This is a genomic window from Erythrobacter ramosus (genome assembly GCF_009828055.1).
In the GTDB taxonomy this organism is placed as follows: domain Bacteria; phylum Pseudomonadota; class Alphaproteobacteria; order Sphingomonadales; family Sphingomonadaceae; genus Erythrobacter; species Erythrobacter ramosus.
On record NZ_WTYB01000001.1, the window covers coordinates 881,998 to 898,027 of the forward strand.

Consider the following 16,030-nt stretch of genomic DNA (forward strand, 5'->3'; position numbering starts at 1 on the left):
TTGCAGTTACGCTTTCTCGAGCTGTTTCTGGCGCTGGTCGCTGGCGGCGGCGAGCAGGGCGGCCTCGATTTCAGCGAGGCGCTCAGGCGCCTTGATCTTGGCGGCGGTCAGATCGGTCACGTAGAATGTGTCCGCCGCGGCCTCGCCATAGGCGGTGATATGCGCCGAATGGACGATCAGGTTGGCTTTGTAGAGCGCGTGCGCCAACCGGTTGAGCAGTGCCGGACGATCACGCGCGGTCACTTCGATCACGGTGAAGTGGTTCGAAGCGTCATTGTCGAACCCGACGCGCGGGGCGACATCAAACGCCTTGGCGCGCGAATGGGCGAGCGGGCGGGCGGCGAGCTTGGGCACCAGTTCGACCTTGGCGAGCAGCGCGTCGCGGATGCCTTTCTCGATACGGGCCATCTGCGCGGCTTCACGGAAGGGCTGGGCGTTGTGGTCCTGCACCAGAAAGTTATCGACGGCATAGCCGCTGCGCGCGGTGTGGACGCGCGCATCGATGATGTTCGCGCCGGCCAAGTGGATGCCGCCCGCCATGCGGTAGAACAGCCCCGGATGGTCCGCCGCGATCACGCTGACACGGGTGGCACCGCGGGTTTCGTCAACCTCGCACCGGATCGACAGAGCTTCGCCTGCGGCACTGGCGGCATCGTATTGGGTGAGGTTTCCGGCGATGATGTCTTCGGGTTCGGCGATCCAATAGGCATCGCCCAGCAGCGCGCCGATGCTGTTGACCAAGTGATCTGCGTCCCCGCCCAGCAGGCGCTGCACGGCGTCCTTCTTGGCCGTGACCCGCGCCTTGCGTCCGTTGCCCTTGTGCCCCAGCCGCAGCCGTTCCTGCGCCGCGTCGTAAAGCTCGCCGAGGAGCTGACCCTTCCAGCTGTTCCATGTGCCGGGGCCAACCGCGCGGATATCGACCGCGGTCAGGATCGCGAGGTTGCGCAGGCGTTCAAGGCTCTGCACCTCGCCGACGAAATCCTCGATCGTTTTGGGATCGGTGAGGTCGCGCTTCTGCGCGGTGCGGCTCATCAGCAGGTGTTGCAGCACCAGCCAGGCGACCAGATCGGTCTCCTTCTCGTCGAGCCCGAAGCGCGGGCACAGATGGTGCGCCACATCCGCGCCGAGCACCGAATGATCGCCCCCGCGCCCCTTGGCGATATCGTGCAGCAGCACCGCGACATAGAGCGCGCGGCGCGAGGCGAGCTTGGGGAACTCGCGGGTCGCGCGCGGGTGATCGGCCTCCAGCAACCCGCGCTCGATCCGGCTCAATAGGCCGATGGCGCGGATCGTGTGCTCGTCGACCGTGTAGTGGTGATACATGTCGAACTGCATCTGCGCGACGACCCGGCCAAAGTCGGGCACGAAGCGGCCGAACACCCCAGCCTCGTTCATCCAGCGCAGTGCGGTTTCGGGGTCTTTGCGGCCTGATAGCAGATCGAGGAACAGCGCATTGGCGCGCTTGTCGCGGCGCAGCTTGCCATCGATCAGCTTGGCATCGCGCCCGGCCTGCCGCATGGTTTCGGGGTGGACTTCCAGCCCCTCGGCCTCGGCCAGCTGGAACACTTCGATCAGGCGGACGGGATCGGCGCGGAACCAGTCATCCCCCGGCGCCCGCAGCCGTCCGCCTTCGACGGTATAGCCCTTGAACATCCGCGGCCGCTGGGTCCAGCCAGCAAAGAACCCGGTGCGCGGGCGCTTCTTGGCGAATTCCTCATCGAGGTGCGCGAGGAACACACCGGTCAGGCTGCCGACGCGTTTCACTTGCAGGAAATAGTACTGCATGAACCGCTCGACCGCGCTCTTGCCGGGACGGTCTGCGAACTGCATCCGCTCGGCCACGGCGCGCTGCAAGTCGAAGGTCAGGCGGTCTTCGGCGCGATCCGTGATGAGATGCATGTGGCAGCGCACCGCCAGCAGAAACCCTTCGGCGCGGCGGAAGCTGCGATACTCGTTGGCCGTCAGCAGGCCGACATCGACCAGCTGCGCGCCATTATCGACGCGGTGGATATACTTGCCGATCCAGTACAGCGTCTGGAGATCGCGTAAGGCGCCCTTGCCTTCCTTGATATTGGGTTCGACCACATAGCGGCTGTCACCCATGCGCTTGTGCCGCGCATCGCGTTCGGCGAGCTTTTGCGTCAGGAACTGCCGCTCGCTGCCCTTGACGACATCGTTCCAGAACCGGGCGCGCAATTCTTCGTACAGCGCCTGTTCGCCCCACACCAACCGGCTTTCGAGCAAGGCGGTGCGGATGGTGAGATCCTCCTTCGCCATGCGCACCGTATCGGCGACCGTGCGGCTCGAATGGCCGACCTTGAGACCGAGATCCCACAGCAGATAGAGCATCGTCTCGATCACTTGCTCGCACCATGGCGCGCGCTTGCCCGGGGTGATGAAGGCGACGTCGACGTCCGAATGGGGCGCCATCTCGGCCCGCCCGTAGCCGCCAACCGCGAGGATCGCGAGCCGTTCGGCCTGAGTGGCGTTGGGGGCAGGGTAGATATGCGTGGTGACGTGATCGTGGATCACCCTGAGCAGCTGATCCATCAGGAAGCTGAAGCCGCCGGTGACATCGTGCCCGGCCGAAGGCGTTTCGGCCAACCGCCGGGCGAGTTCCGCCCGCCCCGCGTCCAGCGCATCGCGCAGCGCCTTGACGATCGCAGGGCGCGCACGTTCCCCGTCTGCCTCATGCAAGGCAGCGATTTCCTCGGCCAGCGCGCGCCGATCAATGATCGCGCGCTGGCCGGGGACTCTTCTGGGACTCACGAGTGGCTCACGCGGCGACAGCCTCGGCGGTGAAGCGGGCCTTGACCGTGCGCTTGTCGATCTTCTGGGTGCCGAGGCGCGGCAGGGCCTCGCTGGTGAACCAGATGTGCTGTTCGAGCGGCACCTTGAAGGGCGCAATCCGTTCGAGCAGGAACGCGCGCAGTTCGGCAGGCGTGATCGCCGGATGGCCGTCCTTCATCGCATAGACCGCCGCTGGCACCTCGCCGAAGCGTTCGTCCGGCAGGCCGAACACCGAACATTCGCCGACATCGTCATGGGCGTAGATCGCGTCCTCAACTTCTATGCACGAGATGTTCTCACCGCCGCGGATGATGATGTCCTTCTTGCGGTCGACGATGAACAGGTAGGCGTCTTCGTCGAGATAGCCGAGGTCGCCGGTGCGGAAGTAGCCATTGTCGGTGAAGGCGGCCTTGGTGGCTTCCTCGTTCTTCCAGTAGCCGCGGAAATTGGCGACAGAGCGAATGCAGACCTCGCCCACCTGACCCTGCGGCAGTGCACTGCCAAGGTCATCGAGGATCGCGAGATCGACCAGCGGCTTGCTGGCGCGGCCCGTCGAACCGGGCTTGGCGAGGTAGTTCTCGTTGAAATTGCCGCAGCCCACTGCGTTGGTTTCGGTGAGGCCGTAGCCGAGCAGCGGGAAGCCGCCGGGGAAGGCTTCCTTGATCCGGGTGACGTGTTCAACCGGACGCGGCGCTCCGCCTGCGGCGAAGCTTTTGCAGGCCGACAGGTCGTAATTGGCGCGGTCCGGGTGGTTGGCGATTTCGTAGCTCATCAGCGGCACGCCGACGAAATAGGAGACCTTTTCCTCCGCCATCAGCCGGATCGCGAGGCCCGCGTCCCACTTGGGCATCAACACCAGCTTGCGTGCGATGGCGAAGCTTTGCAGGAACAGCGGCACTTCGCCGGTCACATGGAACAGCGGCACGGCAACCAGCGCGCAAGGCTGATCGGTGATGACCTCACCCCCGCTTTCGAGATGCACCTTGGCCATCGCCGACTGCGCGACATAGTTCATCACGCCGTTCACCACGCCGCGATGATCGGACCAGGCGCCCTTGGACTTGCCCGTCGAACCCGAGGTATAGAGGATCGTCGCAATGTCATCCGGGCCAAGCTGGCCCAGCATGGCCATGGCTGCGCTGGTGCCCTGCGGAAGCGCCCAAGTGTTGGCGAGGCCTTCGGACGGGGCATTGCCATGGGTGAACAGCACGATCTTGGCCGGATGGGCATGACCCTCAAGCCGCGCGGCGCGGCCTTCGTCGGCCAGCAGCAGTTTGGCTTCGGCCAGATCGAGCCCGTAGGCCAGCTCATCACCCGACGAGAACCCGTTGAGCAGCGTCGCGCAGCCGCCGACCATCAGGATGCCCATATAGGCAATCATCCAGTTGGCCGAATTGCGCGCGGCCAGCCCGATGCGGTCGCCCTTGGCGATGCCGTGGTGCTTTACCAGCCCTTCGGCGACACAGGTCGCGGCTGCATAGGCTTCGCCAAAAGTCAGGCGGATGTCGCCATCGACCAGAAACGGCAGATCCTTGTTCTGGTTGGAGAAGTGGGCGAAATAATGCGCGAGGCTCGGCGGGGCGCCAGCGAAGGCGGGCATCGTCACACCGTCACGGGTGAAGGGCACGGTGGCGAACGGCTGGCCTTCAGCGGTGAGGCCGGTGATGATCGCTTCGAGCGCATTGTCCAGCTGGGTGGGCATGCGGTGATGTTCCTCTCTCATTGTTGTTGCGGCCGTCCAGCCGGGGTGCGACCCACGTCCGAATTGCCTATCCCATTCCGCCCGGCGATCCCGCGCCCCTTCCCCTACCCCGGATGCTGTGCCAGAAGCGCCAGCGCGACCGGGGCCCAAACTTGTTCGCTTCGGGCCCGCCGATACGGCATCTCATTGTCAATAAGAGGTTCGCTCCGTGCTGTCACTACTTGCCGCAAGCATCCCTGCCGATCCGATCTACTGGACGTCTTTCGGCCTCAAACCGGGGATCGAACTCGGGTTCTTTACCCTGCGGTTCTATTCGCTTGCTTACCTGATCGGGGTGATCTTTGCCTATTGGCACACCTCCAAGATGCTGAAGCAGCCCGGCGCGCCGATGGCGCAGCGCCATGCCGACGATCTGTTCTTCTACTGCACGCTCGGGGTGATTCTCGGCGGGCGGCTGGGCTACGCGATGTTCTACGATCAGAGCCTGTGGACCGGCTTTTCGGGCGATGGCTTCGTGACATGGAAGCTGCTGCGGCTGTGGGACGGCGGGATGAGCTTCCACGGCGGCCTTGCCGGGGTGACGCTGGCGATGGCCTATGTGGCGTGGCGCGATAAGCTCAATTTCATCCGCGTGGTCGATTACGTCAGCGTCGGGGTGCCGATGGGGATGCTGCTCGGCCGGTTGGCGAACTTCGTCAATGGCGAGCTCTGGGGCCGGGTCAGCGATGTGCCCTGGGCGATGGTCTTCCCGCGCGCCGGCGATTTCCCGCGTCATCCCAGCCAGCTCTATCAAGCGGGGCTTGAAGGGCTGGCGATGCTGGTCATCATGATGGCGCTGTTCTGGTTCACCCGTGCGCGGTATCGGCCCGGCCTGTTGGCGGGGGTCTTCACCACCGGCATGGGGGTGTCGCGCTTCGTGAACGAATTTTTCCGCGAGCCGGATCAACAACTGGCTGACTTTGCGGCCCGAACCGGGCTATCGATGGGACAATGGCTGACTATACCGCTAATCCTGACTGGGTTGATTGTCGTGCTCTACGCGCTGCGGAAGAAGCCGCTGGCGGCGGGGATCAGCGCGCCAGCTTAAGCGACGGCGCAGCAGTCTGGCGCAGTGCGCTCAGGCTGATCGATCCGAAGCCCGAAACCGAAAGTGTGGCGCGCCCCGCGCCGGATCCGGCCGCACGTGCTGCGGCCGAGGCACAGGCGCGCGAACTGGCGAAGGCCGAAGCCCGCGCCCGGAGCGAAGCCGCTGCCCGTGCCAAAGCCGAAGAACTCGCCCGCGCCAAGACCGAAGTCGAGGAACGCGCCCGCGCGCTGAAGGAAGCCCGTGCGCGCGAGAAGGAGGAGGCTGAGGCCAGAGCCGCTGCCGAACGCGAAGCCCGCGAGAAAGCCGCCGCCGAAGCGCGTGCTCGCAAGCAGGCGGAAGCCGAAGCCCGCGCGCGTGCCGAGGCCGAGACCCGCGCCAAGGCCGCCGAGGAAGCGCGGCTGCGCAAGGAAGCCAAGGCCCGCGAAATCGCCGAGGCCAAGGCCCGTGCCGAAGCCGAAGAACAGGCCCGCCGCGAGGCTGAAGCCGCTGCCGCTGCCGCCAAGGCCGCCGCCGAGGAAGCCGCCCGCCGCGAAGCCGAAGAACGTGCCCGCGCCGAAGCCGAAGCGCGCGCCAAGGCCGAAGAAGACGCCCGTCTGAAGAAGGAAGCCGAAGCCCGGGCCAAGGCAGAGGCCAAGGCCCGTGCCAAGGCAGAAGCTGAAGCCAAGGCCAAGGCCGAGGCGGAGGAAAAGGCCCGGCTCGCCGCCGAAGCCAAGGCCCGCGCCGAAGCAGAAGCGAAAGCCAAGGCCGAAGCCGAGGAAGCCGCCCGTCTCGCCGCCATCGAAGCCGCGCGCCTCGCCGCCGAGGAACAGGCGCGCCGCGAGGCCGAAGAAGCCGCCGCCGCTGAAGCTGCGCGCCTCGCTGCTGAAGCCGCCGCCGCCGAGGCCGCAGCCCGCGCCGAGGCCGAGGCCAAGGCTGCCGAACAGGCGCGGCTCGAAGCCGAAGTCCTCGCCCGCGCGAATGTCGATGTTCCTGCCACGCTCAAACGCCTGATCCGCGAGGCCGGCCCGATCAGCCTCGCGCAGTACATGGGCGAATGCAACGCGCGCTATTACGCCAGCCGCGATCCCTTAGGCGAGCAGGGCGATTTCATCACCGCGCCCGAAGTCAGCCAGATGTTCGGTGAGCTGATCGGGCTTTGGCTGGTGGACCTGTGGGTCCGCATGGGCAGCCGCAAGCGCATCCATTATGTTGAGCTTGGCCCCGGTCGCGGGACGCTGGCGAAGGACGCGCTGGCAGCGGCGCGGCGCTATGATTTCGCGCCGGAGATTCACTTTGTCGAAACCTCGGCGAGCCTGCGGAAGATCCAGCGCGAGGCCTTCCCCGATTGCCACCACCACCACGACATTTCGACCTTGCCCGACGATGCCCCGCTGCTGATCGTCGCCAATGAATTCTTCGACGCGCTGCCGGTGCATCAACTGATGCGATCCGCCGATGGCTGGTTTGACCGGTTGGTTGGGCTCGACGGCGAGGACTTTATCTTCACGGCGGGCAAGCAGCGGATGGATCATCTGGTGCCCGCCAGCTGGGTGACAGCGGCGCAAGGCGCGATGATCGAGACCAGCCCCGCCGCGGTCGCACTGATGGCTGAGATCGCGCGGCGGTTGAAGGAACAGGGCGGCGCGGCGCTCGTCATCGATTACGGCCACATGGAACTGCGCTCAGGCTCAACGATGCAGGCGCTGAAGTCGCACAAGAAGGTCGATATCTTCGCGCATCCCGGCGATTCCGATCTCACCGCGCACGTCGATTTCGAACTGCTCCAGCAGGTGGCTGCTGATAACGGCGCGGATGTGATGGGTCTGACCTATCAGGGCGAGTGGCTGCGCCAGATGGGGATCGATACGCGGATGGAGGCGCTCCAGCGCCGCAACCCTTACGAGAAGGACAAGATCAAGCGGCAGCGTGACCGGCTGGTCGAGGATTCGCAGATGGGCACCTTGTTCAAGGTGCTCGGGATATGTGGGCGGCGCTGGCCGTACGGGGTGGGGTTCGATTGATGATGCGACTGCGGCGGATGATACTCGTTGCCGGGCTGGCGCTGGCGGTGCCTGCCAGCGCGGCCGAACCGGTCTCGGGACGCTGGCTGACGGCCGAAAAGGACGCGGTGATCCTGATCGCGCCTTGCGGCAAGACGATGTGCGGCACGATCGAGAAGTTCCTCACCCCCCAACCGCAAGGCAACGATCAGCGCGACGTCAACAACCCCGATCCGGCCAAGCGCAAACGCCGCCTGCTGGGCAGCGCTATCCTCACGGCCTTCACGGCGGATGGTGATGTGTGGCGCGGCCAGATCTACGATCCGAAAAGCGGCAAGAGCTACCGCTCGGTGATCCGCCGCAAGGGGACAGGCGTGCTGGAGGTGAAGGGCTGCATTGGGCCGTTCTGTCAGACGCAGGTGTGGAAGAAGGCGGGTTGAGCCTAAGCCGTCATCCCGGATCAAGTCCGGGACGACGGAGGGATTTGCCCAATTCCGCCGCCGCTGCCTTCGGGGTCAGCTTCTTGGCATCCTCGCGGTCCACCGCAAGGTTCGCCTCGCGCATCGCTTCGACGCTGATTGCGCCCAGCAGCGGTTCGAGCGCGGCGATCACGCCCTTGTCTTCGGCGATGCGGGGGGAGAGCATGAGCAGCGCATCATAGCTCGGCAGCGCGCCCTTGGGGTCGGCCAGCACCACCAGCTTGTCCGCCGCGATCCGCCCGTCCGAGGTGTAGGCGCTGATCACATCCGCCTCGCCCGAAGCCAGCGCGTTATACATGAAGGTCGGCGCGAAATTGCGCGATTGGCCGAACCGCAGACCATAGGCATCGCGCACTGCCAGCCATTCGGGCCGCTCGAAGAATTCGGGGTCCCCGCCCACGGTGAGCTGCGGCGCCTTGCCAACCAGATCGGTGAGCGAGGTGACGCCCAGCTCCTTCGCCCGGTCGCCGCGCATCGCGAAGGCATAGGCGTTCTCGAATCCGAGGCGGCCCAGCACCTTCACCCCGTTCTGTCGCCACTCCCAGTCGCGGATCGTTTCATACATCGCCTCCCGGCCGGGGTTGTCAGCGCGCTTGAGATAATTCGTCCAGATCGTCCCGGTGTAATCGACCGAGATGTCGATGCTGGAGGAGGCAACGGCGGAATGCACCACCGCGCTTCCCAATCCGTCGCGATATTCCACGGCATAGCCCGCCGCCTCCAGCCGGGCGCCGATCAGCTGGGCGAGGATATATTGCTCGGAGAATTGCTTGGAGGCGATGACGATGCGGCGTTCGTCGCTCCCCGTGCTTTGCGCCCAGAGCGCGGCGAGGATGCCGAGGGCGACCACCGCCATCCCGCCAAAGGTCATCCAGCGCGAGCGCTTGGCCAGCCCGACTTCGATCACCCAAAGGAGGTTATCCGCCGCCAGCGCCAGCCCTGCGCTCGCCACGCATCCGGCCAGCACCAGCGCCCAGTTCTGGGTCTGAAGGCCCGCGAAGATCGGATCGCCAAGGCTCGGCTGGCCGATGGTGGTGGCCAGCGTTGCCGCGCCGATGGTCCAGACGCTCGCAGTGCGAATACCCGCCATGATGAAGGGGGCGGACAGCGGCGCTTCGACCAGCACCAGCTTCTGCCACTTGGTCATGCCGACGCCGTCGGCGGCCTCCAGCACGCCCTCGTCGAGATTGGCCTGCGCCGTCACCGCGTTGCGCAGGATCGGCAGCAGCGCATAGAGCGTCAGCGCCATCAGCGCGGGCAGGAACCCGAGCGTCGGCAGCCCCTCGCCAAACACGGCGCGCAAGGACAGCAACAGCGGGAAGAACAGTGCGAGCAAAGCCAGCGCAGGAATGGTCTGGACGAGGCTCGCAAGGCTCAGGGCAAGACGCGAGACTATGGCAGAGCGGCTCGCCCACACCGCCATCGGCAGGGCGATGAGCATGGCAAGGCCAATCGCGCTGGCCGACAACACCACGTGCGCGGCGAGCTTGTCACCCAGGCCGGGGAGGATGTCCCAGATGTCCTGCATCAGCCTTGTGCTTCCATCGCCGCGAGCCGTTCGGCTTGATGCCGCGGCACGGCGACGAGGCGCTGCGCCACTACTCCGCCCGCGCCGGCCAGCAGCGCGCGGGGGGTTTCGTCGGCGACCAGCTGGCCCTTGTCCATCACCAGCACCCGGTCTGCCAGCAGCAGCGCTTCGGCCATGTCATGCGTCACCATCACTGTGGTCAGTCCCAGCGCATCGTGCAGTTCGCGCACTTTGCGGCCCAGCGCGTCGCGGGTGACAGGGTCGAGCGCGCCGAAGGGTTCGTCCATCAGCAGCAGCTCTGGCCCTCCTGCTAGCGCGCGGGCCACGCCGACCCGCTGGCGCTGACCGCCGCTGAGTTCGTCGGGCATCCGGGTGGCGTAGGCCGGGTCAAGCTCGACCAGCGCGAGCAGTTCGGCGATCTGCTGCGGGGCGAGTTTCTCCCCGGCAAGGCGCGGGCCGATGGCGATGTTCTCGGCGACCGAGAAATGCGGGAACAGCCCGATGCCCTGAAACACATAGCCGACCCGGCGGCGCAGATGCGCAGGCTTGAGCCCCGCCACATCCTCGCCTGCAAACAGCACCCGGCCCTCGGACGGCTTGACCAGCGTGTTGACCGTTTTCAGCAGCGTCGACTTGCCCGAGCCTGACGCGCCCACCAGCGCCACGAAACTGCCCGGCGCCAGATCGCAGGTCACGCCGGCCCCCAATGCTCCCACCGCCGTGACCTCGCCAAAGCGGCAGATCACCCCGTCGAACCGGAGCAGGGGTGAAGGCATCGTCATGGGCGGCCATGATTAGCGAGGTTAGGCGCGCCGCGCCAGCGCCAGCGATTGGCCTTTCGCCGATGGCTTGCTATGCGACATCACAGAACAATCATTACACCCGCAGGACATAAAATGCGCGCGACCCCCGATTTCGACTTCCACCTTGGCGAGGCCGCGGAGATGATCCGCGACACCACCGCGCGCTTCGCGGACGAGCAGATCGCGCCGCTGGCCGAACGCACCGATCGCGAAGACCGCTTCCCGCGCGAATTGTGGGAGCCGATGGGGGCTTTGGGCCTGCACGGCATCACCGTGGAAGAGGAATGGGGCGGGTTGGGGCTGGGCTACCTTGAGCACGTGATCGCGGTCGAGGAAGTGTCGCGGGCGAGCGCCTCGGTTGGCCTCAGCTACGGCGCGCATTCCAACCTCTGCCTCAACCAGATCCGCCGCTGGGGGGATGATGAGCAGAAGGCGAAGTATCTCCCCAAGCTGATCTCGGGCGAACACGTCGGGTCGCTGGCGATGTCCGAGGCAGGCGCGGGCAGCGACGTGGTCTCGATGAAGCTCAAGGCCGATGCGGTGCAGGGCGGCTATGTGCTGAACGGCACCAAGTTCTGGATCACCAACGCGCCCGAGGCCGATACGCTGGTAGTCTATGCCAAGACCGACGGCCACGCCGGATCGCGCGGGATCACCGCCTTCCTGATCGAGAAAGGCGATGAAGGCTTCGCCATCGGCCAGAAGATTTCCAAGGTCGGGATGAAGGGCTCACCCACCGCCGAGCTGGTGTTCAGCGATTGCTTCGTGCCGGAAGACCGCATCATGGGCCCGATCAACGGCGGGGTCGGCGTGCTGATGAGCGGGCTCGATTACGAGCGCGTCGTGCTCGCTGGATTGCAGCTCGGGATCATGCAGGCGTGCCTCGACACGGTGATCCCCTACCTGCGCGAGCGGACGCAGTTCGGCAAACCCATCGGCAGCTTCCAGCTGATGCAGGCCAAGGTCGCCGACATGTACGTCGCACTGCAATCGGCCCGTGCCTACACCTACGCGGTCGCCAAGGCGTGTGACGCGGGGCAGACGACGCGCTTCGATGCTGCGGGGGTGATTTTGCTCGCGAGCGAGAACGCCTTCAAGGTCGCGGCGGAAAGCGTGCAGGCGCTGGGCGGTGCGGGCTACACCACCGACTGGCCGGTCGAGCGGTATATGCGCGATGCGAAGCTGCTCGACATCGGCGCGGGGACGAACGAGATCCGCCGGATGCTGATCGGGCGCGAATTGATCGGGGCGGCAGGATGAGCACCGACGAAGATTACGTCTATGACCAGGCCAGCGGCGAATGGATGGCCGCGTCCGAACTTGCGGCCAAGCAGGCGGCGGAAAACGCCGTCGAGGTGCGCGATGCGGTCGGCAACCTGCTCGCTGACGGCGATGCGGTGACGCTGATCAAGGACCTTGAGGTCAAGGGCGCGGGCCAGACGCTGAAGCAAGGCACGCTGATCAAGTCGATCCGCTTGACCGGCGACGCGCAGGAGATCGACTGCAAATATCCCGGCATCAAGGGACTGGTGCTGCGGGCCGAGTTTGTGCGCAAGCGCTAAGGACGACACGATGACCGCCCCCACCCTCACCACCAAACTCGACCGCGAGAGCCCTGAGGCGAAGGCGCGGTTTGCGCATAACCACGCGCTCGCAGCCGATCTGCGCGCCCGTGTCGCCGAAGCCGCGCTGGGCGGCACGGAAAAATCCCGCGAGCGCCATGTGTCGCGCGGCAAGCTGTTGCCCCGCGAGCGGGTGGAGCGGCTGCTCGATCCCGGCTCGCCCTTTCTTGAGATCGGGCAACTCGCCGCCAACGGCATGTACGAAGGCGACGTCAACGGCGCTTCGATCATCTGCGGCGTGGGCCGCGTCTCGGGGCGGCAGTGCATGATCGTGTGCAATGACGCGACCGTGAAGGGCGGCACCTACTATCCGATGACGGTCAAGAAGCACCTGCGCGCGCAAGAGATTGCGCAGGAGAACCGCCTGCCGTGCATCTACCTCGTCGATAGCGGCGGCGCAAACCTGCCGCATCAGGCGGAGGTCTTCCCCGATCGCGACCACTTTGGGCGGATCTTCTTCAATCAGGCCAACATGAGCGCGCTCGGCATTCCGCAGATCGCCTGCGTGATGGGGAGCTGCACCGCGGGCGGCGCTTATGTGCCCGCCATGTCGGACGAGAGCGTGATTGTCCGCAATCAGGGCACGATCTTCCTCGCCGGGCCGCCCTTGGTGAAGGCGGCGACGGGCGAGGAAATCACCGCCGAAGACCTCGGCGGCGGCGATTTGCACGCCAAGAAATCGGGCGTGGTCGATCACCTCGCCGAGAATGACGAGCACGCGCTCACCATCGTTCGGGACATCGTCAGCCACCTCGGCGCGAACACCGGGGCGGCGAAAGACATCGCGCTGAAAGACCCCCGCCCGCCCAAGTTCGATGCCGAAGACCTCTACGCCCTCATCCCCGAGGATGTGCGTGCGCCCTATGACGTCAAGGAAGTGATCGCGCGGCTGGTCGACGGTAGCGAGTTCCACGAGTTCAAGGCGCATTACGGCACCACGCTCGTCTGCGGTTTCGCCCACATCTGGGGGATGCCGGTCGCGATCCTCGCCAACAACGGCGTGCTGTTCAGCGAAAGCGCGCAGAAGGGCGCGCATTTCATCGAACTCGCCTGCCAGCGCCGCATTCCGCTGCTGTTCCTCCAGAACATCTCCGGCTTCATGGTCGGCGGGAAGTACGAGGCGGAGGGCATCGCCAAGCATGGCGCGAAGCTGGTCACCGCCGTTGCCACCGCGACCGTCCCCAAGGTCACCGTGGTGATCGGCGGCAGCTTTGGCGCGGGCAATTACGGGATGTGCGGGCGGGCCTATTCGCCGCGTTTCATGTTCACCTGGCCCAATGCGCGGATCTCGGTGATGGGCGGGGAGCAGGCGGCGAGCGTCCTCGCCACCGTCCACCGCGATGCCGACAGCTGGACGCCCGATCAGGCCGAGGCCTTCAAGGCCCCGATCCGCCAGAAATACGAGGACGAAGGCAACCCCTACTACGCCACCGCCCGCCTGTGGGACGACGGGGTGGTCGATCCGGTGCAGACCCGCGATGTGCTGGGGCTTGCGCTCGCAGCGTGCCTGGAGGCTCCGATTGCCGAGCGGCCGGCGTTTGGGGTGTTCCGGATGTGACCATCCCCGTCACCCTGAACTCGTTTCAGGGTCCATTTCACCGTCGCCACAGCGGGTGAGGGGGCATGGATGCTGAAACAAGTTCAGCATGACGAGCCCGGGAACGATTGAAACCCTCCCCCGCCCCCTTGCGTACCTAACCCAAGTTAAGCCACAAGGGTCAAGCCTTTGGGAGGGGCGCACCGCTTGCACAAACCATTGAACACCGCGCACGTGCGCAAGCCCACGCTGCTTTCGCGCATCGTGCGGCGGATCATTCTGGCCATCTGGTATGCGCGGGGGTGGAGGATCGATTCCCCTTTGCCCAAGCACCTCAAGAAATATGTGCTGGCGGGCGCGCCGCATACCTCGAACTGGGATTTCGTGTTCTTTACCGGCGCGACGCATGAGGAAGGCGTGAAGCCCAACTTCATGGGCAAGCACACGCTGTTCCAGGGGATCATGAAGAACTTCATGCTCGATATGGGCGGCATCCCGGTTGACCGCACCGCCAAGGCCAATGCCACCGAACAGGTCGCGGCTGAATTCGCCGCGCGCGATGAACTCGCGCTGGTGATCGCCTGTGAAGGCACCCGCAAGTCGGACGGCAAGTGGCGCTCTGGCTTCTACCATATCGCCCGCGCGGCGAATGTTCCGATCGTCCCTGCCTTTGCCGATAACGCCGCCAAGATTGTCAGCTTCGGCCCGCCGATGCTCCCGACCGGGAACTACGGCGAGGACCTGCTGAAAATCGCCGAATGGTTCCGCGCCAAGCTGCCCGATTACGAGCGGTTCAAGGTGCTGGAACAGCAGGCGCGCGACATTATTGCCGGAAAGAACGATGTTTGAACTGCTTGCCCTGAATGCCGCGATCCTGCTGGTGCTGGTGCTGATCCAGTGGGCCATCAGTGTGAAGATCGACGACGTCAGCTTCATCGACGCCTTCTGGGGCGCAGGGATGGCGATCCTTGCGGTGGCGAGCTGGCTGCACGTGCCGGGCGGTCCCGGCGCGCTGGCGACGCTGATCATGCTGATGACCGCGGCCTGGGGCTTTCGGCTCGGCGGTTATCTGTTCCTGCGCTGGCGCAAGGAAGGCGAGGACAAGCGCTACAAGATGATCCTCAAGAAGGATCGTGAGGCCGGGAACTTCGCCCGCGCTGCGCTCACCCGCGTGTGGCTGATGCAGGCGGTGCTGCTGTTCGCGGTCTCCAGCCCGGCGCAGGTTGGCATTCTGGCGAGCGGTGCGCCCGCCCCGATCCCGTCGCTGGCATGGGCCGGTTTCGCCCTGTGGAGCATCGGCGTGTTCTTCGAATGGGTCGGCGACTGGCAGTTGACCCGCTTCAAGGCCGATCCCGCCAATCACGGCAAGGTGCTCGACACCGGGCTGTGGCGTTACACCCGCCACCCCAATTACTTTGGCGATTTTGCCGCATGGTGGGGCATCTGGCTCGCCTGCGCGGCGGCCGGTTGGTGGTACGCGCTGGCGACGATCATCGGCCCGCTGTTCCTCAGCTTCACGCTCACCAAATGGTCGGGCGTCACCCTGCTGGAGAAGGGCTTGGACAAGACCAAGGGCGACAAATACGCTGATTACAAGCGGCGCACCTCGGCGTTTTTCCCCATGCCGCCCCGCAGCTGAAACCGCGGCGAATCCCGCGCTTTCATGGCCTTCCCGCTCATGGCCCCCGTGCTGCGCCGCACAAAAATCGACAAGCGGCACTTTATGCCCGCGCAAAGCTGGCCTATGTTGGCTTCCGCGCAAGGAGGCGCGAGCGAGATGCCATTGAACCAGACGGCCCGGGAAGCCGAGCGCGAGCGGATCGCGCGCCATGTGCTCGATCTGGTCAAGGAGCGCGGCTCGGAAATCCCGTGGACCGTCGCTATGGCCGAAAGCGGGCTGACCCGTGCGCGGTTCGAAGCGTTGTTTGCCGATTACGACGATATGTTCGATGCGGTCGCGCAGACCTGGCTCGCCCCGCAGTTGCAGGTGATGGAAGAGGTGCTCGCCACCACTCTGCCGCCGCCCCGCAAGATGTACGAATTCTTCCGCCGCCGCTTCGTGATCTCGCAGGAGCGGTTCCGCGCCGATCCGCAGTTTTTCAGCATCCTGTGCGAAATGGGCGCGGCCAATTTCGAACGGGTGCGCTCCTATGTCGACCTCGCCGATCACTACCTGTGCGAACTGATCGCCGAAGCGCAGGCTGATGGCTATTTCGCCGGGCTGGAGATTGATGAGGCCTTGTCGATGATCAATCAGATGGTCACGGTCTACACCATGCCCGATGCGCTGATCTATCTCGGTGACAAGCTGTCCGAGAAGAAGCTGGCGCGGATTGTCGACACGATGTTTATCGGCTTGTCGGGTGAGGCCGGGGCCGATGCCTCGGGCGTGAACACGCTGAAGGTTGCGTCCTGAACGTTTGCCGTCGCAGCGGCTTTCCTACGCGCGGTTGACCTGACACTATTGCAGGCATGACCAGCCGCCAGACCCGCGCAGCCTTGC

The 16,030-nt window shown here is 65.4% G+C and carries 13 protein-coding genes; 9 read left to right on the forward strand and 4 right to left on the reverse strand.

The genetic code is table 11. The features are described 5' to 3' along the window. Nucleotides 1-6: 6 nt before the first annotated feature. Together GRI59_RS04495 and GRI59_RS04500 are read right to left on the reverse strand one after the other, a co-directional pair. Nucleotides 7-2,769: a [protein-PII] uridylyltransferase gene (locus GRI59_RS04495; protein ID WP_160759976.1), complete on the reverse strand. Its 2,763-nt coding sequence runs from the start codon at nucleotides 2,767-2,769 to the stop codon at nucleotides 7-9. A 7-nt stretch (nucleotides 2,770-2,776) separates the two neighbouring features. Next, nucleotides 2,777-4,492 carry a class I adenylate-forming enzyme family protein gene (locus GRI59_RS04500; RefSeq protein ID WP_160759977.1) on the reverse strand — a complete coding sequence of 572 codons (1,716 nt, stop codon included), beginning with the start codon at nucleotides 4,490-4,492 and terminating at the stop codon, nucleotides 2,777-2,779. Between the two features lie 208 nt (nucleotides 4,493-4,700). Here GRI59_RS04500 and lgt point away from each other — a divergent pair, with 208 nt between their 5' ends. The 3 genes from lgt to GRI59_RS04515 are packed head-to-tail and all read left to right on the forward strand — an operon-like array spanning nucleotide 4,701 to nucleotide 7,998. Further along, nucleotides 4,701-5,579, forward strand: coding sequence for a prolipoprotein diacylglyceryl transferase (gene lgt / locus GRI59_RS04505; RefSeq protein ID WP_160759978.1), 879 nt, complete (start codon nucleotides 4,701-4,703; stop codon nucleotides 5,577-5,579). Next, entirely contained in the window at nucleotides 5,483-7,579 is a 2,097-nt protein-coding gene (locus tag GRI59_RS15985; protein WP_337190229.1) for a class I SAM-dependent methyltransferase, read from the forward strand. Before lgt ends, GRI59_RS15985 begins: the two co-directional genes overlap by 97 nt. Before the next feature lie 17 nt (nucleotides 7,580-7,596). Next, nucleotides 7,597-7,998: a DUF2147 domain-containing protein gene (locus GRI59_RS04515; protein ID WP_237440661.1), complete on the forward strand. Its 402-nt coding sequence runs from the start codon at nucleotides 7,597-7,599 to the stop codon at nucleotides 7,996-7,998. A 10-nt stretch (nucleotides 7,999-8,008) separates the two neighbouring features. On the opposite strand, the gene GRI59_RS04520 is transcribed toward GRI59_RS04515, so the two are convergent. Further along, nucleotides 8,009-9,565 carry an ABC transporter permease/substrate-binding protein gene (locus tag GRI59_RS04520; protein WP_160759980.1) on the reverse strand — a complete coding sequence of 519 codons (1,557 nt, stop codon included), beginning with the start codon at nucleotides 9,563-9,565 and terminating at the stop codon, nucleotides 8,009-8,011. Next, a complete protein-coding gene (locus tag GRI59_RS04525) occupies nucleotides 9,565-10,341 on the reverse strand; it encodes an ATP-binding cassette domain-containing protein (RefSeq protein ID WP_160760417.1) in 777 nt (258 codons plus the stop codon). The genes GRI59_RS04520 and GRI59_RS04525 overlap by 1 nt, the downstream gene beginning before the upstream one ends. A gap of 120 nt (nucleotides 10,342-10,461) precedes the next feature. Between GRI59_RS04525 and GRI59_RS04530 the strand changes: the two genes are divergently transcribed. From GRI59_RS04530 to GRI59_RS04555, 6 genes are all read left to right on the forward strand, one after another. Then, nucleotides 10,462-11,628: an isovaleryl-CoA dehydrogenase gene (locus GRI59_RS04530; RefSeq protein WP_160759981.1), complete on the forward strand. Its 1,167-nt coding sequence runs from the start codon at nucleotides 10,462-10,464 to the stop codon at nucleotides 11,626-11,628. Next, nucleotides 11,625-11,930, forward strand: a complete 306-nt coding sequence (locus tag GRI59_RS04535; RefSeq protein WP_160759982.1) for an alkylphosphonate utilization protein — start codon at nucleotides 11,625-11,627, stop codon at nucleotides 11,928-11,930. The genes GRI59_RS04530 and GRI59_RS04535 overlap by 4 nt, the downstream gene beginning before the upstream one ends. 10 nt (nucleotides 11,931-11,940) lie before the next feature. Continuing rightward, on the forward strand, nucleotides 11,941-13,548 hold the full coding sequence (locus tag GRI59_RS04540; protein WP_160759983.1) for a carboxyl transferase domain-containing protein: 1,608 nt from the start codon (nucleotides 11,941-11,943) through the stop codon (nucleotides 13,546-13,548). Nucleotides 13,549-13,746: 198 nt separating this feature from the next. Continuing rightward, on the forward strand, nucleotides 13,747-14,376 hold the full coding sequence (locus GRI59_RS04545; RefSeq protein ID WP_160759984.1) for a lysophospholipid acyltransferase family protein: 630 nt from the start codon (nucleotides 13,747-13,749) through the stop codon (nucleotides 14,374-14,376). Next, complete coding sequence (locus GRI59_RS04550; protein WP_160759985.1) at nucleotides 14,369-15,166, forward strand: DUF1295 domain-containing protein; 798 nt, start codon at nucleotides 14,369-14,371, stop codon at nucleotides 15,164-15,166. The genes GRI59_RS04545 and GRI59_RS04550 overlap by 8 nt, the downstream gene beginning before the upstream one ends. Nucleotides 15,167-15,304: 138 nt before the next feature. Continuing rightward, nucleotides 15,305-15,943: a hypothetical protein gene (locus GRI59_RS04555; protein WP_160759986.1), complete on the forward strand. Its 639-nt coding sequence runs from the start codon at nucleotides 15,305-15,307 to the stop codon at nucleotides 15,941-15,943. Nucleotides 15,944-16,030: the final 87 nt, after the last annotated feature.

What these genes read in the sequence shown, in the direction of transcription:
- GRI59_RS04500 (WP_160759977.1), bottom strand. Translation starts at nt 4,492, where the DNA reads ATGCCCACCCAGCTGGACAATGCGCTCGAAGCGATCATCACCGGCCTC.
- GRI59_RS15985 (WP_337190229.1), top strand. Translation starts at nt 5,483, where the DNA reads ATGGCTGACTATACCGCTAATCCTGACTGGGTTGATTGTCGTGCTCTA.
- GRI59_RS04515 (WP_237440661.1), top strand. Translation starts at nt 7,597, where the DNA reads ATGATACTCGTTGCCGGGCTGGCGCTGGCGGTGCCTGCCAGCGCGGCC.
- GRI59_RS04520 (WP_160759980.1), bottom strand. Translation starts at nt 9,565, where the DNA reads ATGCAGGACATCTGGGACATCCTCCCCGGCCTGGGTGACAAGCTCGCC.
- GRI59_RS04525 (WP_160760417.1), bottom strand. Translation starts at nt 10,341, where the DNA reads ATGCCTTCACCCCTGCTCCGGTTCGACGGGGTGATCTGCCGCTTTGGC.
- GRI59_RS04530 (WP_160759981.1), top strand. Translation starts at nt 10,462, where the DNA reads ATGCGCGCGACCCCCGATTTCGACTTCCACCTTGGCGAGGCCGCGGAG.
- GRI59_RS04535 (WP_160759982.1), top strand. Translation starts at nt 11,625, where the DNA reads ATGAGCACCGACGAAGATTACGTCTATGACCAGGCCAGCGGCGAATGG.
- GRI59_RS04540 (WP_160759983.1), top strand. Translation starts at nt 11,941, where the DNA reads ATGACCGCCCCCACCCTCACCACCAAACTCGACCGCGAGAGCCCTGAG.
- GRI59_RS04550 (WP_160759985.1), top strand. Translation starts at nt 14,369, where the DNA reads ATGTTTGAACTGCTTGCCCTGAATGCCGCGATCCTGCTGGTGCTGGTG.
- GRI59_RS04555 (WP_160759986.1), top strand. Translation starts at nt 15,305, where the DNA reads ATGCCATTGAACCAGACGGCCCGGGAAGCCGAGCGCGAGCGGATCGCG.